Source organism: Pseudomonas hamedanensis (assembly GCF_014268595.2).
GTDB lineage: Bacteria > Pseudomonadota > Gammaproteobacteria > Pseudomonadales > Pseudomonadaceae > Aquipseudomonas > Aquipseudomonas hamedanensis.
The window spans coordinates 342520-364755 of record NZ_CP077091.1 but is presented as its reverse complement, the minus strand read 5'-3'; the positions used below and the strand labels follow the sequence as shown (position 1 = coordinate 364755).

18 protein-coding genes are annotated in these 22236 nt (G+C 59.4%); 9 read left to right on the top strand and 9 right to left on the bottom strand.

What is annotated here, in order from left to right; all coding sequences use genetic code 11:
• Positions 1-14 precede the first annotated feature (14 nt).
• The 6 genes from cysG to HU739_RS01535 form a co-directional block, all read right to left on the bottom strand.
• A complete protein-coding gene (gene cysG / locus HU739_RS01560) occupies positions 15-1409 on the bottom strand; it encodes a siroheme synthase CysG (RefSeq protein WP_186551823.1) in 1395 nt (464 codons plus the stop codon).
• Entirely contained in the window at positions 1410-2690 is a 1281-nt protein-coding gene (serS, locus tag HU739_RS01555; RefSeq protein WP_186551822.1) for a serine--tRNA ligase, read from the bottom strand.
• Between the two features lie 15 nt (positions 2691-2705).
• Positions 2706-3080 carry a fluoride efflux transporter CrcB gene (crcB, locus tag HU739_RS01550; RefSeq protein ID WP_186551821.1) on the bottom strand — a complete coding sequence of 125 codons (375 nt, stop codon included), beginning with the start codon at positions 3078-3080 and terminating at the stop codon, positions 2706-2708.
• Positions 3080-4402: a replication-associated recombination protein A gene (locus HU739_RS01545; RefSeq protein WP_186551820.1), complete on the bottom strand. Its 1323-nt coding sequence runs from the start codon at positions 4400-4402 to the stop codon at positions 3080-3082. Before HU739_RS01545 ends, crcB begins: the two co-directional genes overlap by 1 nt.
• Before the next feature lie 195 nt (positions 4403-4597).
• Positions 4598-5218 carry an outer membrane lipoprotein chaperone LolA gene (gene lolA, locus HU739_RS01540; protein WP_186551819.1) on the bottom strand — a complete coding sequence of 207 codons (621 nt, stop codon included), beginning with the start codon at positions 5216-5218 and terminating at the stop codon, positions 4598-4600.
• A 66-nt stretch (positions 5219-5284) separates the two neighbouring features.
• The gene (locus tag HU739_RS01535) at positions 5285-7693 is read right to left on the bottom strand and encodes a DNA translocase FtsK (protein WP_186551818.1); all 2409 of its coding nucleotides are present in this window, start codon (positions 7691-7693) and stop codon (positions 5285-5287) included.
• Between the two features lie 514 nt (positions 7694-8207).
• Between HU739_RS01535 and aat the strand changes: the two genes are divergently transcribed.
• From aat to infA, 3 genes are all read left to right on the top strand, one after another.
• Positions 8208-8888: a leucyl/phenylalanyl-tRNA--protein transferase gene (gene aat / locus HU739_RS01530; RefSeq protein ID WP_186551817.1), complete on the top strand. Its 681-nt coding sequence runs from the start codon at positions 8208-8210 to the stop codon at positions 8886-8888.
• A gap of 57 nt (positions 8889-8945) precedes the next feature.
• Positions 8946-9653, top strand: coding sequence for an arginyltransferase (locus HU739_RS01525; protein WP_186551816.1), 708 nt, complete (start codon positions 8946-8948; stop codon positions 9651-9653).
• Positions 9654-9765: 112 nt separating this feature from the next.
• Positions 9766-9984, top strand: coding sequence for a translation initiation factor IF-1 (gene infA, locus HU739_RS01520; RefSeq protein WP_002553999.1), 219 nt, complete (start codon positions 9766-9768; stop codon positions 9982-9984).
• Between the two features lie 968 nt (positions 9985-10952).
• Here the strand turns inward: infA and clpA are convergent.
• Both clpA and clpS read right to left on the bottom strand, forming a co-directional pair.
• Complete coding sequence (clpA, locus tag HU739_RS01515; protein WP_016775266.1) at positions 10953-13223, bottom strand: ATP-dependent Clp protease ATP-binding subunit ClpA; 2271 nt, start codon at positions 13221-13223, stop codon at positions 10953-10955.
• A 30-nt stretch (positions 13224-13253) separates the two neighbouring features.
• Positions 13254-13637 carry an ATP-dependent Clp protease adapter ClpS gene (gene clpS / locus HU739_RS01510; RefSeq protein ID WP_011334948.1) on the bottom strand — a complete coding sequence of 128 codons (384 nt, stop codon included), beginning with the start codon at positions 13635-13637 and terminating at the stop codon, positions 13254-13256.
• A 224-nt stretch (positions 13638-13861) separates the two neighbouring features.
• Here clpS and HU739_RS01505 point away from each other — a divergent pair, with 224 nt between their 5' ends.
• Positions 13862-14173 (top strand): cold shock domain-containing protein, encoded by a 312-nt coding sequence (locus HU739_RS01505; protein ID WP_186551815.1) that lies wholly within the window; start codon positions 13862-13864, stop codon positions 14171-14173.
• Between the two features lie 83 nt (positions 14174-14256).
• Here HU739_RS01505 and icd read toward each other — a convergent pair whose 3' ends face one another.
• Complete coding sequence (icd, locus tag HU739_RS01500; protein ID WP_186551814.1) at positions 14257-15513, bottom strand: NADP-dependent isocitrate dehydrogenase; 1257 nt, start codon at positions 15511-15513, stop codon at positions 14257-14259.
• Between the two features lie 481 nt (positions 15514-15994).
• Between icd and HU739_RS01495 the strand changes: the two genes are divergently transcribed.
• The 5 genes from HU739_RS01495 to purB all read left to right on the top strand — a co-directional run bounded on the left by HU739_RS01495 (position 15995) and on the right by purB (position 22165).
• Positions 15995-18220 (top strand): NADP-dependent isocitrate dehydrogenase, encoded by a 2226-nt coding sequence (locus tag HU739_RS01495; RefSeq protein ID WP_186551813.1) that lies wholly within the window; start codon positions 15995-15997, stop codon positions 18218-18220.
• A 197-nt stretch (positions 18221-18417) separates the two neighbouring features.
• The gene (locus HU739_RS01490; protein WP_186551812.1) at positions 18418-18864 is read left to right on the top strand and encodes an NUDIX hydrolase; all 447 of its coding nucleotides are present in this window, start codon (positions 18418-18420) and stop codon (positions 18862-18864) included.
• Positions 18865-18923: 59 nt separating this feature from the next.
• Entirely contained in the window at positions 18924-20048 is a 1125-nt protein-coding gene (mnmA, locus tag HU739_RS01485; RefSeq protein ID WP_186551811.1) for a tRNA 2-thiouridine(34) synthase MnmA, read from the top strand.
• Positions 20045-20668 carry a high frequency lysogenization protein HflD gene (hflD, locus tag HU739_RS01480; protein WP_186551810.1) on the top strand — a complete coding sequence of 208 codons (624 nt, stop codon included), beginning with the start codon at positions 20045-20047 and terminating at the stop codon, positions 20666-20668. Before mnmA ends, hflD begins: the two co-directional genes overlap by 4 nt.
• A gap of 126 nt (positions 20669-20794) precedes the next feature.
• Positions 20795-22165 (top strand): adenylosuccinate lyase, encoded by a 1371-nt coding sequence (gene purB, locus HU739_RS01475; protein WP_186551809.1) that lies wholly within the window; start codon positions 20795-20797, stop codon positions 22163-22165.
• The last annotated feature ends 71 nt before the right edge of the window (positions 22166-22236 follow it).

The following is a 22236-nucleotide window of genomic DNA, read 5'->3' as shown; positions in this document are numbered from 1 at the left end:
CAGCGACTCGGTTCTCAGACCTGCGCCTGAGCCCCTTCAAACCACGCCAGTTTTTCGCGCAACTGCACCACTTCCCCAACGATCACAAGCGTCGGCGCATGAACTTCATGCTCCGCCACCAGTCGCGGCAGGTCGGCCAGCGTGCCGGTGAATACTCGCTGATTGACCGTGGTGCCTTGCTGAATCAGGGCCGCCGGGGTATCCGCGGAACGGCCATGCTTGATCAACTGCTCGCAGATGATCGGCAAGCCCACCAGGCCCATGTAGAACACCAGCGTCTGCGCCGGAGCCACAAGGTCGGCCCATGGCAGATCGGTTGAGCCGTCCTTCAAATGGCCGGTGACAAACCGCACGGACTGCGCATGATCGCGATGGGTCAACGGAATCCCGGCATACGCCGCGCAACCGCTGGCCGCCGTGATTCCCGGCACCACCTGGAACGGAATGCCGTGGGCCGCCAGCTCTTCGATCTCTTCGCCGCCACGCCCGAAGATGAACGGATCACCGCCCTTCAACCGCACCACGCGTTTGCCGGCCTTGGCCAGGTCGACCAATTGCTGGTTGATCTGATCTTGCGGCACGGCGTGTTCGGAACGACGTTTGCCGACGTACACGCGCTCGGCGTCACGACGGCACAACTCCAGAATCGCCGGCGCCACCAGACGGTCGTACAGCACTACATCGGCTTGCTGCATCAAACGCAGCGCACGAAAGGTCAACAGATCCGGATCGCCCGGCCCGGCACCGACCAGATAAACCTCGCCGGTGGTGACCATGGGTTCACCATCCACCTTGGCTTGCAACAGGCGTTCGGCCTCGGCGCCCTGCCCGGCCAGTTGCCGATCAGCGATCGGCCCCTGAAACACATCTTCCCAGAAGCCACGGCGCTGCTGCACATCCGGAAACAGGTTTTTCACCTGGTTGCGAAAACGCGCGGCGAGTCCGGCCAGTTGACCGTAGGTCGAGGGGATCCAGGTTTCGATCTTGGCGCGAATCAGACGCGCCAGCACCGGCGCATCGCCGCCGCTGGACACTGCAATGATCAACGGCGAGCGATCGACAATTGCCGGGAAGATCACGCTGCACAACTGCGGCGCATCGACCACGTTCACCGGCACGCAACGTCGATGCGCATCACTGGAAACCTGTGCATTGAGCGTTTCGTCGTCGGTGGCGGCAATGATCAGCCCGCAACCGTCCAGGTCCGTCTCCATGTAACCGCGTAACAGGCATTCGCCGCCGCTGGCCGCCACCAGTTTAGCCAGTTGCGTTTCGATTTCAGGTGCGACCACTCGCAGCAGCGCACCGGCATCGGCCAGCAGGCGGGATTTGCGCAAGGCAATCTCCCCCCCGCCGACAACCAACACACGACTGCCGCGCAGGTTGTGAAACAGCGGCAGATATTTCATTTAACCGATGACCTCAAGGCCGCCCATGTACGGCTTGAGCACGTCCGGGACGCGGATCGAACCGTCGGCCTGCTGATAGTTTTCCAGCACGGCAACCAGGGTACGGCCGACCGCCAGGCCGGAACCGTTCAAGGTGTGCACCAGTTCCGGCTTGCCGGTTTCCGGGTTGCGGAAGCGCGCCTGCATGCGGCGGGCCTGGAAGTCGCCGCAGTTGGAGCACGAGGAAATTTCGCGGTACTTGTCCTGGCTCGGAATCCACACTTCCAGATCGTAGGTCTTGACCGCGCTGAAGCCCATGTCGCCCGTGCACAAGGCCAGGGTGCGGTAAGGCAGACCGAGCAGTTGCAGGACTTTTTCGGCGTTGGCGGTCAGGCCTTCCAGCGCTTTCATCGATTGCGACGGCTCGACGATCTGAACCATTTCAACCTTGTCGAACTGGTGCTGGCGGATCATGCCGCGAGTGTCGCGACCCGACGCACCGGCTTCGCTGCGGAAGCACGGGGTGTGGGCGACGAACTTGATCGGCAGCAGTTTCGAATCGACGATTTCGCCGGCGACAATGTTGGTCAGCGACACTTCGGCGGTCGGGATCAGGTACAGATCGGCTTCGCCTTCGCGAGCGATCTTGAACAGGTCTTCTTCGAACTTCGGCAACTGGCCAGTGCCTTGCAGTGCCGGGGCTTGCACCAGATAAGGCGTGTAGGCCTCTTCATAGCCATGTTCGTTGACGTGCAGGTTGATCATGAACTGCGCCAGTGCACGGTGCAGACGGGCGATCGGGCCACGCAGCAGAGCAAAGCGGGCGCCGGACAGCTTGGCGGCAGTCTCGAAGTCCAGCCAGCCGAACTTCTCGCCCAGGGCGACGTGGTCTTTCACCTCGAAATCGAATTGAGTCGGGGTGCCCCAGCGGCGCACTTCGACGTTGTCGTCTTCGTCTTTGCCGACCGGCACCGACTCGTGCGGCAAGTTCGGAATACCGAGCAGGATCGAATCCAGTTCGGTCTGGATCGCGTCCAGCTCGACTTTACCGGCACTCAGTTCGCCCGCCATGCGCTCGACGTCCGCCATCAACGGCGCGATGTCTTCGCCGCGCTGCTTGGCCTGACCGATGGATTTGGAACGCGCGTTACGCTCAGCCTGCAGTGCTTCGGTGCGGGTCTGGACGGTCTTGCGCTGTTCTTCCAGCGCTTCGATGCGCGCGGTATCCAGGGCATAGCCACGGGAAGCCAGGCGGTCCGCTACGTCCTGAAGGTTGCTACGTAACAGTTTGGAATCGAGCATGTCGGTTTCTCGTTATCAAAGTTTGGTCAGGGACAGGCCAGCCCACGTCGCGAGCAGCCCGCCGAATACGCTGAGTGCCGCGTAGCCCAGGGCCAGCAACACCTGCCCACTTTCGAGCAGGCGCACCGTATCCAGTGAAAAGGATGAAAAAGTCGTCAGCCCCCCGAGGAAGCCGACCATCAACCCGGCACGCACCTCGATCGGCACCTCCGGGCGTATCAAAAACAGGCCGTACAACACGCCAATCAGCAGACAGCCCACGATATTAACGGCCAGCGTCGCGGTATAGAAGTGCCGCGGCCAATTGGCGCTGACCCAATTGCCGGTGGCGAAGCGCAACAAGGTGCCGGCCACGCCGCCGACCGACACCGCAACGATCAATGGAAGCACTATTTTCTCCGCTGCCGAGGGCTTAAACGGTCGAGTTGGGCAAGGTGGTTGAGCTTCTCGCCGATCTTCAGTTCCAGGCCACGCGGCACCGGTTGGTAGAACGGGATCGGCTCGAGTTCTTCCGGGAAATAATCTTCACCGGCGGCGTAGGCATCCGGTTCGTCGTGGGCATAACGGTATTCGTCACCGTAACCCAATTGCTTCATCAGTTTGGTCGGCGCGTTGCGCAGATGCAGTGGCACTTCCAGCGAGCCGTGTTCAGCGGCGGCACGCAGGGCGGTTTTGAAGCCCATGTACACCGCGTTGCTTTTCGGCGCGCAAGCCAGGTAGGTGATGGCCTGCGCCACGGCCAGTTCACCTTCCGGACTGCCGAGACGCTCCTGCACTTCCCACGCCGCCAGGCACAGACTCAGTGCGCGCGGGTCAGCGTTGCCGATGTCTTCGCTGGCCATGCGCACCACGCGCCGGGCCAGGTACAGCGGATCGCATCCGCCGTCGATCATCCGCGCAAACCAGTACAACGCACCGTCGGGATTGGAGCCACGTACCGATTTGTGCAGCGCCGAGATCTGGTCATAGAACGCTTCGCCGCCCTTGTCGAAACGCCGCCGGGTGTCGCCGAGCAGACTTTGCAGCAGCTCGGTGCCGATTTCGCTGTTGTCTTCGGCCAGGTCCGAGGCGTTTTCCAGCAGGTTGAGCAGGCGCCGGCCATCGCCATCGGCGGCTGACAGCAGCATCTGGAAGCCTTCGTCGTTGAGCGTCAGGTTGCGCTTGCCCAGGCCGCGCTCTTCAGTGAGCGCGCGGTGCACCAGTTTGCGCAACGCCGCTTCGTCGAGGCTTTTCAGCACGTAGACGCGCGCGCGCGACAGCAGCGCGTTGTTCAGTTCGAACGAAGGGTTTTCGGTGGTGGCGCCGATGAAGATCAGCGTGCCGTCTTCAACATAGGGCAGAAACGCATCCTGCTGCGACTTGTTGAAGCGGTGCACCTCGTCGACGAACAGAATCGTGCGCTTGCCGTACTGGCCGGCCTGCTGTTTGGCGATTTCAACGGCCTGACGGATTTCCTTGACCCCGGCGAGCACTGCCGAGACCGTTTCGAAGTGTGCATCGGAAACTTCCGCGAGCAACCGCGCAAGTGTGGTCTTGCCCACACCCGGTGGTCCCCAGAAGATCATCGAATGCAGGGCACCCTGCTCCAGCGCCTCGCGCAGAGGCTTGCCGCGAGCGAGTACATGCTCCTGACCGACGTACTCATCCAGATTGGCCGCACGCAAACGCGCGGCCAGCGGCTGGGCTATCGGTGCACTGCGAAACAGATCCATCACGTAGCGTTGAAACCTCGAATTTTTCGAATACTGTGCAAAACTCTGTGGCGAGGGGATTTATCCCCGTTGGGCTGCGAAGCGGCCCCAAAAGCGACGACTGCTGCGCAGCCGAACGGGGATAAATCCCCTCGCCACAATAGCCCCTCAATAGCAGGCCCACACCACAAAGGCCCTGACACAAGGGGCTGGGGTTTATTCCTGGATGACGTCGGCACCCTTGGGGATGTCGAACTTGAACTTCGATGCCGGTACCGCTTCGTTGGCTTTCACCCCGGTGAACAGGATATTGGTGCGTTGGCCAACGCTGTCAATCAGTTGCATGTCATTGAGCAGACCGTTGCGAAACGACAGGCGCAGGTTGTCGAACAAGGTGTCCTTGGTCTTCGGCTTGAGGGTGAAATCGATCACGCCGCCCGCCTCTTTCGCGCTGATGTCAAAGCTCTGGCTGATCTTCGACACGTCGCCGGAGAGCAGCAATGCCGGCGTCTGGGTCAGGCGTTCGTCGAGCTTTTTGATGGTCGCCTGTTCCAGGTCCGGGTCCCACAGGGTGACTTTCTTGCCATCGGAGACCATGGTCTGCTCGGCCGGGGCGTTGGTGTGCCAGTAAAACAGGCCCGGACGCTGCAGGGTCATGTTGCCGGTGGTTTCCTGCAATTGCGTGCCGCTGCCGTCGAGGGTCAGCTGCGAGAAGTTCGCGCTCAGGGTCTTGGATGTTTCCAGCAATTGGGTCAGACGGGCTACGTCTTTTTCATCGGCGTGAGCGGTGAGCGCGGTCAGCGCCAGTACTGGCAACAGCATGCGGATAAGACGCATGGGAGTCCTCTTGAATACTCGTGGGAGAGTGGCGAAACTTCATTGTCCCGCCGCTTGCTTGTCAAATCAGTCGCGCACCGGGCCTGGCGCCAGGACTTCGCGCGAACCGTTGGTGTTCATCGAGGTGACGACCCCGGCCATTTCCATGGCTTCGATCATCCGTGCGGCGCGGTTGTAGCCGATCTTCAGCTTGCGCTGGACAGCGGAAATCGAGGCGCGACGGCTTTCCAGCACGAACTGCACGGCCTCGTCATACAGCGCATCGGCTTCAGGATCATCGCCGTCGCCGCCACCGCTGCTGCCTTCAAAGCCGCTGCCCGCCTCTTCGACACCGTTGAGGATGTCGTCGTTGTATTCCGGCGCACCGCGCAGTTTCCACGCTTCAACCACACGATGCACTTCATCGTCGGAAACGAACGCACCGTGAACCCGGATCGGCAGGCTGGTGCCCGGCGGCATGTAGAGCATGTCACCGTGACCGAGCAACTGCTCGGCGCCGCCCTGGTCGATAATGGTCCGCGAGTCAATCTTGCTCGATACCTGGAACGCCATACGGGTCGGGATGTTGGCCTTGATCAGACCGGTGATCACGTCCACCGACGGCCGCTGGGTCGCCAGAATCAAGTGAATACCGGCCGCACGGGCCTTCTGCGCAATACGGGCGATCAGTTCTTCGACCTTCTTGCCCACGATCATCATCATGTCGGCAAATTCATCGACCACCACAACAATGGTCGGCAGTTTCTGCAGCAGTGGCGCTTCGTCGTGAATGCTTTCGCGCTTGTACAACGGATCGCTCAATGGCTCGCCGGCATCCTGCGCTTCCTTGACCTTGGCGTTGAAGCCGGACAGGTTACGTACGCCCATCTTCGCCATCAATTTATAACGCCGTTCCATCTCGGCGACGCTCCAGCGCAAGGCGTTGGCGGCATCCTTCATGTCGGTCACCACCGGACACAGCAGGTGCGGAATGCCTTCATAAATCGACAGTTCGAGCATCTTCGGGTCGATCATGATCAGCTTGGCGTCTTCCGGGCCGGACTTGAACAGGATCGACAGGATCATCGCATTCACGCCCACCGACTTACCGGAACCGGTCGTACCCGCCACCAGCAGGTGCGGCATCTTCGCCAAGTCGGTAATCACCGGTTTGCCGCCAATGTCGTGGCCCAGCGCCAGGGTGACCGGCGACTTGAAGTTGTCGTATTCGGGCGTCGACAGCACTTCGGAGAAGCGCACGATCTGCCGGTCTTCGTTGGGAATTTCAATACCGACGGTGGTCTTGCCCGGGATCACTTCAACGACCCGCACACTGGTCACCGCCAGCGAACGCGCAAGGTCTTTCGCCAGGTTGGCGATACGGCTGACCTTGACGCCGGCGGCCGGCTGAATTTCGTAACGGGTAATCACCGGGCCCGGGTGGATCGAATCCACGGTGACCTCGACGCCAAACTCCTTGAGCTTGATTTCGAGCAAATGGCCGACCGCGGCCAGGGATTCCGGCGAATAGTTGAGCTGTTTCTTTTCCGCAGGATCAAGGATCGAGATCGGCGGCAATGTGCCTTCGACGGCGCTGTCGACAAACAACGGCGCCTGTTTCTCTTTCTGCACGCGCTTGCTTGGCTCGGGGGCTTTGGCCGGGGCTGGCGCAATGACCGGCGGGACCTGCTTCTCGCGATCGGACATATGCTTGCTCAGGGCTTGCTCACGCTCGATCAGGCGCTCCTTGACCTTGGCCTGCTCACGCTTGTCAGTGACAGTCGGCGCGACCACGTCGTGCACGCGGTCATCGACCTCACGCAATTGCGCGACCAATTGTTTGCGCTCGGTGCGCGCCGTCCACCAGCGGTTGAGCGCGCTCTGGAACAATTCGAACAGGTCGAGCGTGATCTTGCCGGTGATGTCCATCACCTTGAACCATGACAGATCGGTGAACACCGTCAGGCCGAACAGGAACAGCGCAATGAACAGCAACGTGCTGCCCTGAATATTCAGCGCATTCTTCGCCAGGTCGCCAAGGCTTTCGCCCAGCGCCCCACCGGCGCCGGCGGGCAGACCGGTCGCGGCATGGAAATGGATGTGGGCCAGCGCAGCCCCGGACAGCACCAGAAACACCAGGCCGATCAGCCGCCAGGAGAACAGCCAGCCGCTCCACTGCCATGGCTCGTGGCGCTGACGGAAGATCTGATAGGCCTTGATCGCCAGCAAAAGCGGAAAGATGTAGGCGAAGTAACCCAGCACCATGAACAGGATATCGGCACTGTAGGAGCCCGCCGGGCCGCCGAAATTCTGTACGTCGTCGATCTTGCTGTTATGACTCCAGCCCGGATCGTCCTTGCCGTAGGTCAGCAAGGCCATCATCAGGAACAGACACAACGCGCCGATGGCGATCAATGCACCTTCCTTGAGCCGGTAGTGCAGTTGCTGACGCCAGAGCGGAACGACTGTTTTTGGTGCTTCGGTGGATTTCTTCAAAACGCTTCTTTTCCTGCGCCCGAGGCGCGTCCATCTATTGAATGACAAAAAACTGCCCAATCCAGGCAGGTAAAAAGTAAACGGGCACAACCGAGACTACTTTTAACACTGTGCGGCGGCTTTTATAAACACAGCGATAGGCGCGGCGCGCAGCAAATACCTGTAACAGCCCGGCATTGTACGGGTTTGTACGAGCGTTACCATGCTTGCAGCCCAGTGTTGAGCATAGCCAAGCGTACACAAACTGCGGTCCAATTTGATCATGCATTGTCTTTCGTGACAAAGGCTTATGAGGTGTATTTGATGAACGTAGCGAACCCTGTGACTGCCCCCTGCCTGCCACACTGAACCGGCACACACGCGATGATCGCTTACGACCACAGCCGACACCTCAAGTTGCACCACGATGCAGGTGCAGGCAGGCTTGCATGCAGGACATCTCGGGCGATTCGCGGCACACTTGTCCGCGGGCCCAAAACCTGACCGCCCTCCCCTTCTGCAAAGCCTGGATGCCATGCTGACTTGGTTACAACGTAATTCACTGACTTTTCCACCACTGGAAAAGGCCATGCGCGACCCCAACGGCCTGCTCGCCGCGGGTGGCGACCTGTCCGCCGATCGCCTGATACAAGCTTATCGCCACGGCTGCTTTCCGTGGTTCTCAGAAGGCCAGCCGATTCTCTGGTGGTCGCCTAATCCGCGTACGGTGCTGTATCCCGACGAACTGCACGTTTCGCGCAGTCTCGGCAAATTGCTGCGCAAGCAGCGTTACCAGGTGACCTTCGATCAGGATTTCGAGGCCGTGATCCGCGCCTGCGCCGCGCCACGGGATTACGCCGACGGCACCTGGATCACCCAGGCCATGCAGGACGCTTACGTTGAATTGCACCGACGCGGCTTTGCCCATTCGGTCGAGGTTCGCGATCAGGGCGAACTGGTCGGCGGCCTGTACGGCCTGGCGATGGGCCAGTTGTTTTTCGGTGAGTCGATGTTCAGTCGCGCCGATAATGCCTCGAAGTATGGCTTTGCCACGCTGGTGCAGCACTTGAAGGATTCGGGATTCGTGCTGATCGACTGCCAGATGCCAACCGATCATCTGCACAGTCTCGGCGCCCGGGCGATTCCCCGCCAGGAATTCGCCGACTATCTGGCGCGACACCTGGATCAACCCAATCGCGCGACCTGGGTTTGCTGAGCGACTTTGGCGCGCGTGGCTTACACTTAATTCACCAGCTTATCCCGAGGGTTGATCATGACCGAGTTGGCGCGGTTGAAGTTCTATGCCACTCAGCCTCACTCTTGCAGTTATCTGCCCGAGGAGCAGGCCACGACCCTGTTTCTCGATCCCAGTCAGCCCATGGATGTGCATGTCTACGCAGACCTGTCGGAGATGGGCTTTCGTCGCAGTGGCGACCATTTGTACCGGCCGCATTGCCAGAATTGCAATGCGTGCGTGCCTGCGCGCATTCCGGTCGCGCAGTTCAGTCCCAATCGTCAGCAGAAGCGTATTTTCAAACGCAACGCCGACTTGCAGGTACGCCCGGCCAAGCCTCAGTTCAGCGAAGAGTATTTCGACCTGTACCAGCGTTATATCGAACAACGCCACGCCGACGGCGATATGTACCCGCCGAGCCGCGATCAATTCTCGACTTTTCTGGTGCGCGACCTGCCCTTCTCGCGGTTCTATGAGTTCCGACTCGACGGACGGTTACTCGCAGTGGCGGTGACCGATTTGCTGCCGAACGGTTTGTCGGCGGTGTACACCTTTTACGAACCCGATGAAGAACGTCGCAGCCTTGGCCGTTTCGCCATCCTCTGGCAGATCGGCGAGAGCCAGCGCCTTGGCCTCGAAGCGGTCTACCTCGGTTACTGGATCAAGAATTGCAAAAAGATGAATTACAAGACGCAATATCGGCCCATCGAACTGCTGATTAATCAGCGCTGGGTCATCCTCAACTAATCCCACCGCCTAAACCCCTTGGCGTAAACCCCATTTTTCGGGCACAATGCACGCCGCTTTTGCCTGGCGCAGTTGCACCGGGCCATTCATTGGATACCGAGGGCTTTACTGCATGTCGAAAGAAGACAGCTTCGAAATGGAAGGCACTGTCGTCGACACCCTGCCCAACACCATGTTTCGTGTGGAGTTGGAAAATGGGCACGTCGTAACCGCGCATATTTCCGGCAAGATGCGCAAGAACTACATTCGTATTCTTACCGGTGACAAAGTGCGCGTCGAGCTGACGCCCTATGATTTGAGCAAAGGGCGGATCACTTACCGCGCTCGTTAATCAAGTCAATACAGAACGCCCGGGTTATGCCGGGCGTTTTTGTGTCTGGGTTTTTTTGGTTTTGTGAGCATATCCGTTGCTGCGGGTGTGGCCGCTGGCGGTTTCGCTCTTACAGCGACTCACTTTTCCAGACGCCGAAAAGTAAGCAAAAGGCTTTGCCCCCGGCGTACGGCCCGCTCGCTGGGGCTCGGGGTTCCTTCGTTACGGGATCGATCCGGGCGCAGCGTCTCCGGTTTGCTTCGCTGCACCTCCTCTCGCTGTGTACGACTGCGTCGTACGGTCGCTGCGCTCCCACGCCCGGATCGATCCCGTAACGAAGCCTGCCGATGGGGCATAAGATCAAAAGCCAGAGCCAGAGCCAGAGCCAGAGCCAGATCAAAAGATCGCAGCCTGCGGCAGCTCCTACGGTTGGATCGTTTGTATCCGGTAGAAATATGTTGGCCGGAAGGCCGCCATCGCGAGCAGGCTCACTCCTACAGTTGGAATAGGTACAACCTCAAGAAACAGGTCGGCTGTCAGGCCGCCTTCGCGAGCAGGCTCGCTCCCACAGAAAAGCAAAGCAGCGCAGCTGCCCGCGGCAAAGCCGCCCCACTCAACAATGAGCGTTAGCTCGAGTACCGCTCTTGATCTTGATCCACGGGCGACTTCGGAAGGCTGAGTGGAGGGATTGATCCGGGCGTGGGAGCGCAGCGACCGTTTGGCGAAGCCAAACACAGCGAGAGGAGGTGCAGCGAAGCAAACCGGAGACGCTGCGCCCGGATCAATACCGCAGCGAAGGAACCCGAGCCTGCGAGGGCCGAACGCAGGAGCAAAGCCTTTTTGGTTACTTTTTCGGCGTCTGGAAAAAGTGACCCGCCGTAAGGGCGGAACCCTAAGCAGCCATCACCGCAGCAACGGATATTCACCCAAAAACCCCAAACGACAAATAACAAAAAGGCGCCCGAAGGCGCCCTCTTGATCCACAGCCTTCAGGCCATTTCCGCAGTGGTTTCGAAGTCGAACGTCAGTTCCCCGTCCTTGATGTCGATGTGCACCACACCGCCATGCTCGGCCAGCTCACCAAACAGAATCTCCTCTGCCAGCGGACGCTTGATCTTGTCCTGAATCAAACGCGCCATCGGCCGTGCGCCCATTGCCGAGTCGTAACCACCCGCCGCGAGCCAACTGCGCGCCGCATCGGTCACTTCCAGCAACACGCGCTTGTCTTCCAGCTGCGCCTGAAGCTCGGTAAGGAACTTGTCCACCACACTTTTGATGACCTCATGGCTGAGGCGACCAAACTGGATAATGGTGTCCAGACGGTTACGGAATTCCGGCGTGAAGCTCTTCTTGATCACCTCCATCGCATCGGACGAGTGGTCCTGATGGGTGAAACCGATCGAAGCCCGCGCGGCCGTTTCGGCACCGGCGTTGGTGGTCATGATCACGATCACGTTGCGGAAGTCCGCCTTGCGCCCGTTGTTATCGGTCAGCGTACCGTGGTCCATGACCTGCAGCAGCAGGTTGAAGACTTCCGGATGCGCCTTCTCGATTTCGTCGAGCAGCAATACGCAATGTGGCTGCTTGGTGATCGCTTCGGTCAACAGACCGCCCTGATCAAAGCCGACATAACCCGGAGGTGCACCGATCAGACGCGATACGGTGTGACGCTCCATGTATTCGGACATGTCGAAACGCACCAGCTCGATGCCAAGCGCCTTCGCCAGTTGGCGCGCGGCCTCGGTCTTGCCGACACCGGTAGGCCCTGCGAACAGGAACGAACCGACCGGCTTGTCAGGCGACTTGAGCCCGGCACGGGACAGTTTGATCGCGGTCGACAGCGAATCGATCGCCGCGTCCTGGCCAAACACCGTGAGCTTCAGATCGCGCTCCAGATTACGCAGCAGCTCCTTGTCGGAACTGGTGACATGTTTCGGTGGAATCCGCGCGATTTTCGCCACGATGTCTTCGACCTGCGGCACTTCGATACGCTTGACGCGCATCTCGACCGGTTGCAGACGCTGGTAGGCGCCCGCCTCGTCGATCACATCGATAGCCTTGTCCGGCATGTGCCGGTCGTTGATGTAGCGCGACGCCAGCTCGGCGGCGGCACGCAACGACTCATCGCTATATTCGATGTTGTGGTGCTGCTCGAAACGCCCTTTCAGGCCACGCAGGATACCGATGGTGTCTTCCACCGACGGCTCGACGACATCGACCTTCTGGAAACGACGCGCCAAGGCACGATCCTTCTCGAAGATGCCGCGAAATTCCTGGAAGGTGGTCGAGCCGATGCAACGAATGTCGCCAGACGACAGCAGCGGCTTGAGCAGGTTGGATGCATCCATCACGCCACCGGACGCAGCGCCCGCACCAATAATGGTGTGGATTTCGTCGATGAACAGGATCGCCTGCGGACGTTTTTTCAGCTCATTGAGCAGCGCCTTGAAGCGCTTCTCGAAATCGCCGCGATATTTGGTGCCTGCGAGCAGAGCGCCAAGATCGAGCGAGTAGACAACCGCATTGGCCAGCAGATCCGGCACCTGATTGTCGACAATGCGCTTGGCCAGGCCTTCGGCAATTGCGGTTTTACCTACGCCTGCCTCGCCGACCAGCAGCGGGTTGTTTTTGCGCCGACGCGCGAGGATCTGCGCGACACGCTCGACTTCCGACTCGCGCCCGACCAGCGGATCGATCCGCCCCTGACGAGCGAGTTCGTTGAGGTTGCTGGCATAAGCATCCAGAGGATTGCCTGAAGAAGAAGACTCACCGCCCTCGTCGTCCTGCATATCTTGTTCACCTTCAGAGTGATCGCCATGCCCCGGCACTTTGGAAATGCCGTGAGCGATGTAATTGACGACATCAATGCGCGCAACGCTCTGCTGTTTCAGCAGAAACACTGCCTGACTCTCTTGCTCACTGAAGATTGCAACCAGCACGTTGGCGCCGGTGACTTCGCGTTTGCCCGAGCTCTGTACGTGGAAAACAGCACGCTGCAGGACACGCTGGAAGCCCAGGGTTGGCTGGGTTTCACGGTCCTCGTCATGAACGGGGATCAATGGCGTGGTGGAGTCGATGAACTCCTGCAGGTCATGCTTGAGTTTGTCGAGGTTTGCGCCGCAGGCACGCAAAACGGTGGCGGCAGCCTCATTATCCAATAGGGCCAGCAGCAGGTGTTCGACGGTCATGAATTCATGACGTTTCGAACGAGCCTCCTTGAAGGCTAGATTGAGGGTGACTTCGAGCTCGCGGTTTAACATAGCTTCACCTCATACCCAAGTGGTCGGCGATTAACCGTCCTTCTCGATTTCACAGAGTAGCGGATGCTGGCTTTCCCTGGCGTACTGGTTGACCTGCATGGCCTTTGTCTCGGCGATGTCGCGGGTAAACACTCCACATACTGCCCGCCCTTCTGTATGGACGGCCAGCATGACCTTGGTCGCCAGCTCGCGATTCAGGTTAAAAAACACCTCGAGCACTTCGACGACGAAATCCATCGGTGTGTAGTCATCATTAAACAAAACCACCTTGTACATCGGCGGCGCCTGTAACGCAGGCTTTGCTTCCTGAACAGCAACGCCTGCCGAATCGTCGTCGTGCTCCTGTGGAAGATCCTTTTGGAGAAGCGGGCGATCCTGATTGAATGTTAGTCGAATCTGGCTGATTGCATGCATGGAAAGAAAGGTTCGTCAGTTGTGCAAATACAGTGGTGGGGGCGATTGCTCACGTTTTCAACTCCGACTGCCCGGTCACCTTGACTATCGGGAAAACGGTGTTACAACCAATAGAGCCCACAGTGGGTAAAAAAGATCCGCGGAGTCAATTCTTTTAACGAATTCGATTGCGGATGTCCTGGATGATACTCCAGCGATGGAGACTGTTGCAGAGGGATTTGAGCATGGCTGTCGGCAAGGTGAAATGGTTCAACAATGCCAAGGGGTTCGGCTTCATCAACGCCAATGGCCGTGAAGGTCGCGACGAGGATGGCAAGGACATCGATTTCTTTGCCCACTTCTCGGCGATCGAAATGGACGGGTACAAAACCCTGAAAGCGGGCCAGGAAGTGGATTTCGACATCGTGCAGGGTCCGAAGGGACTGCATGCTGTAAGCATTAAGCCCGTAGTCATCAAACCAGCCACGGCTTCTGAAAGTGCCGTTGTTGGCGCAGCGGCTGCTGCCGCTGCCGCAACGGCCAAAGCAATGAGCTGACTGATTCCTGCCTGAATACGCCGAGCAAAAAAACCGCCTGACTCAACCCATCGAGTCAGGCGGTTTTTGTATGCCTGCGATATTTACATATGCGAAATCAACGCATCCCCAAACCCTGAAGAGGAAACCAGCTTGGCTCCCTCCATCAAACGCTCGAAATCATAAGTAACAGTTTTGGCACTAATCGCACCATTAGTACCCTTGATGATCAGGTCTGCCGCTTCAGTCCAGCCCATGTGACGCAGCATCATCTCGGCCGAGAGGATCAGCGAGCCCGGGTTGACCTGGTCCTTGCCAGCGTACTTCGGCGCCGTACCGTGAGTCGCCTCGAACATTGCCACGGTGTCGGAAAGGTTGGCGCCTGGCGCAATGCCGATACCGCCCACCTCCGCCGCCAGCGCGTCGGACAAATAGTCACCGTTCAGGTTAAGCGTAGCGATGACATCGTATTCGGCCGGGCGCAGCAGGATCTGCTGGAGCATGGCGTCGGCGATAGCGTCCTTGACCACAACGTTCTTGCCGGTTTTCGGGTTCTTGAACTGCATCCACGGACCGCCGTCGAGCAGCGTTGCGCCGAACTCTTCGGCCGCCACTTCGTAGGCCCATTCCTTGAAGGCACCTTCGGTGAACTTCATGATGTTGCCTTTGTGCACGATGGTCAGCGAATCGCGGTCGTTATCGACCACGTATTGCAGGGCCTTGCGCGCCAGACGCCTGGTGCCTTCGCGGGAAACCGGCTTGACGCCAATGCCGCAGTTTTCGTCGAAACGAATCTTGGTGACACCCATTTCTTCTTTAAGGAATTTGATGACCTTGGTGGCTTCCGGCGAACCGGCCTTCCATTCGATACCGGCGTAGATGTCTTCGGAGTTCTCGCGGAAGATAGTCATGTCGACATCGCCAGGCTTTTTCACCGGGCTTGGCACGCCTTCGAACCAGCGCACCGGACGCAGGCAGACGTACAGGTCGAGTTGCTGACGCAGGGCAACGTTCAGCGAGCGGATGCCGCCACCGACTGGAGTGGTCAGCGGGCCTTTAATGGACACCACGTAATCCTTGACCGCATCGAGGGTTTCCTGCGGCAGCCAGGTGTCCTGATCGTAAACCTGGGTGGCCTTTTCCCCGGCATAGACTTCCATCCAGGAAATCTTGCGCTTGCCGCCGTAGGCCTTTTCAACAGCAGCATCGACAACCTTGATCATCACCGGACTGATGTCGACACCAATACCGTCACCTTCGATGAAGGGGATGATCGGGTTATCAGGAACATTGAGAGAATGGTCTGCATTGACGGTGATTTTGTCGCCGACGGCTGGAACCTGAATCTTCTTGTAACCCATGCTGAACTCCATTGTTTGGATTGAACATCTGGCTTGCTTCGAGCGTAACCCAGTTAAATCAACACGCAAACCCTATGTTCCGCCACCGCGCACTTCTCGTTTCGTACAAGCCTGAAAGCAAAGGGAAAAGCGCCAAACTCCAGCATTCGTAACGAGTCTTTGCCCAACCCCGCCCTGCGACCTTTAGACCAATGGACGAGAATCGTTGCATATGAACCATCGGCAGATTGCCAGCTACCTATGTATAATGCCGCCCGCTGACCACAGGGTCACGACGGCTGGCCTCTCTAGCACGAGACTTTCCGCCTGATTGGTCGGGTTGTTACCGCAGCCTGACTGCTTGACGCTCTACTGATGCACCCAACATCACCGCGAAGAATCTCGACATTCGGTTCATGGATGACTTTGAACGAACGCGCTTACCCGGCGCCCCTCGAGTTTCTGCGCACGCTTTAGCAAAGAAGAGAGAGTTAATCCGAATATGCCCACCCGCTCGAAGATCATCTATACCTTCACCGACGAAGCCCCAGCCCTCGCCACCTATTCCCTGCTGCCGATCATCGAGGCTTATACCGCCTCGGCCGATATCGCCGTGGAAACCCGCGATATCTCTCTTGCAGCGCGCATCCTGGCCAGCTTCCCCGAGCAACTGGGCGACAAAGCCGTAGCCGACCACCTCGCCGAACTGGGCGACCTGGCCGTTACGCCTGAAGCCAACATCATCAAGCTGCCGAACATCAGCGCTTCGGTGCCACAGCTGCAAGCCGCGATCAAAGAGCTGCAGGCGCAGGGTTACAACCTGCCGGACTACCCGGAAACCGTGACCAGCGATGCCGACAAAGACGCCAAGGCGCGTTACGACAAGGTCAAGGGCAGCGCCGTGAACCCGGTTCTGCGCGAAGGCAACTCCGACCGCCGCGCTCCGCTGTCGGTGAAGAACTACGCGCGCAAGCACCCGCACAAAATGGGCGCCTGGGCCAAAGACTCCAAGTCCCACGTTGCTCACATGAGCACCGGCGATTTCTACGGCAGCGAAAAAGCTGCCCTGATCGACGCCGCTGACGCCGTGAAGATCGAGCTGATCGCCAAAGACGGCACCGCTACCGTCCTGAAAGAAAAAACCACCGTCCAGGCTGGCGAGATCCTCGACTGCGCCGTGATGAGCAAAAACGCCCTGCGCGCGTTCATCGCTGCGGAAATCGAAAGCGCCAAGGCCCAGGGCGTGCTGCTCTCGGTCCACCTGAAAGCGACCATGATGAAGGTCTCCGACCCGATCATGTTCGGCCAGATCGTTGCCGAGTTCTATAAAGACGCCCTGACCAAGCACGCTGACGTGCTGGCTCAGATCGGCTTCAACCTGAACAACGGCATCGGCGATCTGTACGCGCGCATCAAGGCCCTGCCTGGCGATCAGCAAGCGCAGATCGAAGCGGACATCGCCGCGGTCTACGCCGCTCGTCCGTCGCTGGCGATGGTCAACTCCGACAAAGGCATCACCAACCTGCACGTGCCGAGCGACGTCATCGTCGACGCCTCGATGCCGGCGATGATCCGTGACTCCGGCAAAATGTGGGGCACTGACGGCCAGTTGCACGACACCAAGGCCGTGATCCCGGATCGTTGCTACGCAACCATCTACCAGGCCGTGATCGAAGACTGCAAAGCCAATGGCGCCTTCGACCCGACCACCATGGGCAGCGTGCCAAACGTTGGCCTGATGGCGAAGAAAGCCGAAGAGTACGGCTCGCACGACAAGACCTTCCAGATCAAGGCTGACGGTGTGGTTCGCGTGACCGACAGCAAAGGCACCCTGCTGATGGAGCAGGCAGTTGAAGCCGGCGACATCTTCCGCATGTGCCAGACCAAAGACGCGCCGATCCAGGACTGGGTCAAACTGGCCGTCAACCGCGCTCGCGCAAGTGCAACGCCAGCGATCTTCTGGCTCGACCCGATGCGCGCTCACGATGGCGTGGTGATCGAGAAGGTTCAGGCTTACTTGAAGGATCACGACACTGCCGGTCTGGATATCCAGATCATGGCGCCGGTCGACGCGATGAAGTACACCCTGCAGCGCACTCGCGAAGGCAAGGACACCATTTCGGTGACCGGTAACGTGCTGCGCGACTACCTGACCGACCTGTTCCCGATCATGGAACTGGGCACCAGCGCCAAGATGCTGTCGATCGTGCCGCTGATGAACGGCGGTGGCCTGTTCGAAACCGGCGCCGGCGGTTCGGCTCCGAAGCACGTGCAGCAACTGGTTGAAGAGAACTTCCTGCGCTGGGATTCGCTGGGTGAGTTCCTCGCCCTGGCCGCGTCTCTCGAGCATCTGGGTGTGAACTACAACAACCCGAAAGCGCTGGTGCTGTCGAAAACCCTGGACCAGGCCACTGGCCAGTTCCTCGACAACAACAAGTCGCCATCGCGCAAAGTCGGCAACATCGACAACCGCGGCAGCCACTTCTACCTGGCAATGTACTGGGCTCAGGCCCTGGCGGCCCAGACTGAAGACGCTGCACTGCAAGCGCAGTTCGCGACACTGGCCAAGACGCTGACCGAGAACGAGGCAACCATCGTTGCCGAGCTCAATGCCGTTCAGGGCAAGCCAGTCGACATCGGCGGTTACTACCACGCCGACGCCGAGCTGATCAGCAAGGCCATGCGCCCAAGCGCAACCTTCAACGCGGCGATTGCTGCGCTGGTTTAAGGTTGTAGCGCTGTAAACAGACCCCGGCCGAGTGCCGGGGTTTGTGTTTCTGCTGACAACACAAACCCCTTGTAGGAGTGAGCCTGCTCGCGATAGCGGTATACCATTCACCATTAATGGCGACTGATGCACCGCTATCGCGAGCAGGCTCACTCCTACAAGGGATTGGGTTTCAACCAATAGATTGAGGAGGTTTTATGGAATGGCTCCCGCACATCACCGTCGCCACCGTCGTCGAGGACAACGACCGCTTCCTGATGGTCGAAGAGCACAAGGCCGGGCGTAACGTGCTCAATCAGCCGGCCGGGCATCTCGATCCGGATGAAACACTGATCGACGCCGCCATCCGCGAAACCCTCGAAGAAACCGGCTGGGACGTCGAACCCACCGGGGTGATAGGCATCTACCTGTACACCGCACCGAGCAACGGTGTGACTTATCAGCGTGTATGTTTCAGCGCCAAAGCCGTGCAACACCACCCGGATTACCAACTCGACGACGGCATCCTCGGCGCCAAGTGGCTGACCCGCGACGAATTAATCGCCCAGCGTGACAACTGGCGCAGCGAGCTGATCATCCGCTGCATCGACGATTATCTGGCCGGTCATCACTTCAGCCTCGAACTGATCCGCCCTTCTCTTTAGCCTTGCGGCCGTGAGCCTGATAGAATCGCGCCCTTTTCCAAGACACTCATTGAATCCCTATGCGTGATCCAGCCCCTTCTGACACATCCAAGCAGCGCGTCATTGTCGGCATGTCCGGCGGCGTGGACTCTTCCGTTTCCGCACTTCTGCTGATCGAGCAGGGCTATGAAGTGGAAGGCCTGTTCATGAAGAACTGGGAAGAAGACGACGGAACGGAATACTGCACCGCCATGGACGATCTGGCGGATGCGCAGGCCGTGTGCGACAAAATCGGCATCAAGCTGCACACCGCCAACTTTGCCGCCGAGTACTGGGACAACGTGTTCGAGCATTTCCTCGCCGAATACAAGGCCGGACGCACCCCGAACCCGGACATCCTCTGTAACCGCGAGATCAAGTTCAAGGCGTTCCTCGACTACGCCATGATGCTCGGCGCCGACCTGATCGCCACCGGCCACTATGTGCGCCGCCGCGACATCGACGGTCACACCGAACTGCTCAAGGGTCTGGACCCGAACAAGGATCAGAGCTATTTCCTGCACGCCGTCGGCGGTGAACAGATCGCCAAGACGCTGTTCCCGGTCGGCGAACTGGAAAAGCCGCAAGTTCGCGAAATTGCCGAGAAATACGAGCTGGCCACCGCGAAGAAGAAGGACTCCACCGGGATCTGCTTTATCGGCGAGCGGCGCTTCAGCGATTTCCTCAAGCAATACCTGCCAGCCCAGCCAGGCGAGATCAAGACCACCGAAGGCGAAGTCATCGGCCGTCACCACGGCTTGATGTACCACACCATCGGCCAGCGCCAGGGCCTCGGCATCGGCGGCCTGAAAGACGCCGGTGATGAGCCGTGGTACGTGCTGCGCAAAGATCTGGACACCAACGAGCTGATCGTCGGCCAGGGCAACAACCATCCGTGGCTGTTTTCCAGCGCCCTGCTCGCCTCGGAAATCTATTGGGTCAACCCGATCGACCTGAGCCAGCCGATGCGCCTGACCGCCAAAGTGCGTTATCGCCAGAGCGATCAGGCCTGCACCCTGGAAAAAACCGCCAACGGCTACCGCGCCGTGTTCGACGAACCGCAACGCGCGGTGACGCCGGGTCAATCGGTGGTGTTCTATGACGGGGAAATCTGCCTCGGCGGCGGCGTGATTGAAGTCGCCGAACCGTGGAGCGGCCAGGCATGAGCCCGACTCAGGAGCAACTGACGGCGCTGGGCGGTGTGTTTCTCGCCGCTGTGCTGGTCGACCGCATCGCCAAGACCGGACAGACCCACGAAGCCGGCCTGAGCTGCATGCTCGGCAGCCTGCTGGTGCGCGATCCGAAAGATACATTGGATGTGTACGGCGGCGATGACCTCAATCTGCGCGAAGGCTACCGCGCGCTGATCGGCGCCCTTGAACGTGATCCAAGCACCTTGCAGCGCGAGCCGCTGCGCTACGCCCTATCGATGCTCGGTCTGGAGCGGCAGTTGGCCAAGCGCGGCGACATGCTGGAAGTGATCGGCAAGCGTCTGCCGCAAATCCAGTCGCAGGTCGAGCACTTTGGCCCGGCCCACGAAAACGTGATCGCCGCGTGTGGCGCGCTGTATCAGGACACCCTGAGTACGCTACGCCAACGCATTCAAGTGCACGGCGACATGCGCAATCTGCAGCAGCCAAGCAACGCCTCGAAAATCCGCGCCCTGCTTCTTGCCGGTATTCGCTCGGCGCGCCTGTGGCGCCAGCTCGGCGGCCATCGCTGGCAGTTGGTGATCAGCCGCCGCAAGCTGCTCAAAGAGCTGTATCCGTTGATGCGCAGCGAGTAAACGCTACGCCATAAAAGCTTTGTAGTCTGTAACGCGTAATACGCCGGTCAGTTGGCAGCGGATCGGCGGATTTTTTCATGTATGATACGCGCCCCATTTCGTTGCCCGACTGTCCGAGAACACCCCATGCAGCTCTCTTCGCTCACTGCGGTTTCCCCTGTAGACGGCCGCTACGCCGGCAAAACCCAGGCCCTGCGCCCGATTTTCAGCGAGTACGGTCTGATCCGTGCCCGCGTCCTGGTTGAAGTGCGCTGGCTCCAGCGCCTGGCCGCCCACGCCGGTATCCCTGAAGTACCGGCCTTCTCCGCCGAAGCCAACGCCGTTCTCAATGAACTGGCGGAAAACTTCTCGCTGGAGCACGCCGAGCGCGTCAAAGAGATCGAGCGCACCACCAACCACGACGTCAAGGCGATCGAATACCTGCTCAAGGAGCAGGCGGCCAAGCTGCCGGAGCTGGCCAAGGTCAGCGAGTTCATCCACTTTGCCTGCACCAGCGAAGACATCAACAACCTGTCCCACGCCCTGATGCTGCGCGAAGGCCGTGACGAGGTGATGCTGCCGCTGATGCGCCAGACCGCCAACGCTATCCGCGAGCTGGCCATCCGTTTCGCCGACGTGCCAATGCTGTCGCGCACCCACGGCCAGCCGGCTTCGCCGACCACTTTGGGTAAAGAACTGGCGAACGTGGTTTACCGCCTCGAGCGTCAAATCGCTCAGGTCGCTGCCGTTCCGCTGCTGGGCAAGATCAACGGCGCCGTCGGCAACTACAACGCGCACCTGTCGGCCTACCCGCAGATCGACTGGGAAGCCAACGCCCGCGCCTTCATCGAAGACGAGCTGGGCCTGGGCTTCAACCCGTACACCACGCAGATCGAACCGCACGACTACATTGCCGAACTGTTCGACGCCATTGCGCGCTTCAACACCATCCTGATCGACTTCGACCGTGACATCTGGGGCTACATCTCCCTGGGCTATTTCAAGCAGCGCACCATCGCCGGCGAAATCGGTTCGTCGACCATGCCGCACAAGGTCAACCCGATCGACTTCGAAAACTCCGAAGGCAACCTGGGCATCGCCAACGCGCTGTTCCAGCACCTGGCGAGCAAACTGCCGATCTCCCGCTGGCAGCGCGACCTGACCGACTCCACCGTATTGCGTAACCTCGGTGTCGGCTTCGCCCACAGCGTGATCGCCTACGAAGCCAGCCTCAAAGGCATCAGCAAACTCGAGCTGAACGAGCAGAAGATTGCCGCCGACCTGGATGCTTGCTGGGAAGTATTGGCCGAGCCGATCCAGACCGTGATGCGCCGCTACAACATCGAAAACCCGTACGAAAAACTGAAAGAACTGACCCGCGGCAAGGGCATCAGCCCTGAAGCGCTGCAGACTTTCATTGATGGCCTGGACATGCCAGCCGAGGCGAAAGCCGAGCTCAAGCAACTGACCCCGGCCAACTACATCGGCAACGCTGTGGCACAAGCCAAACGCATCTGATCGACCGCTTGCCCCGTTTAAGACGCCCGGCCGCGCCGGGCGTTTTTATTCCCGTCTGAAAAGTGCTTTTT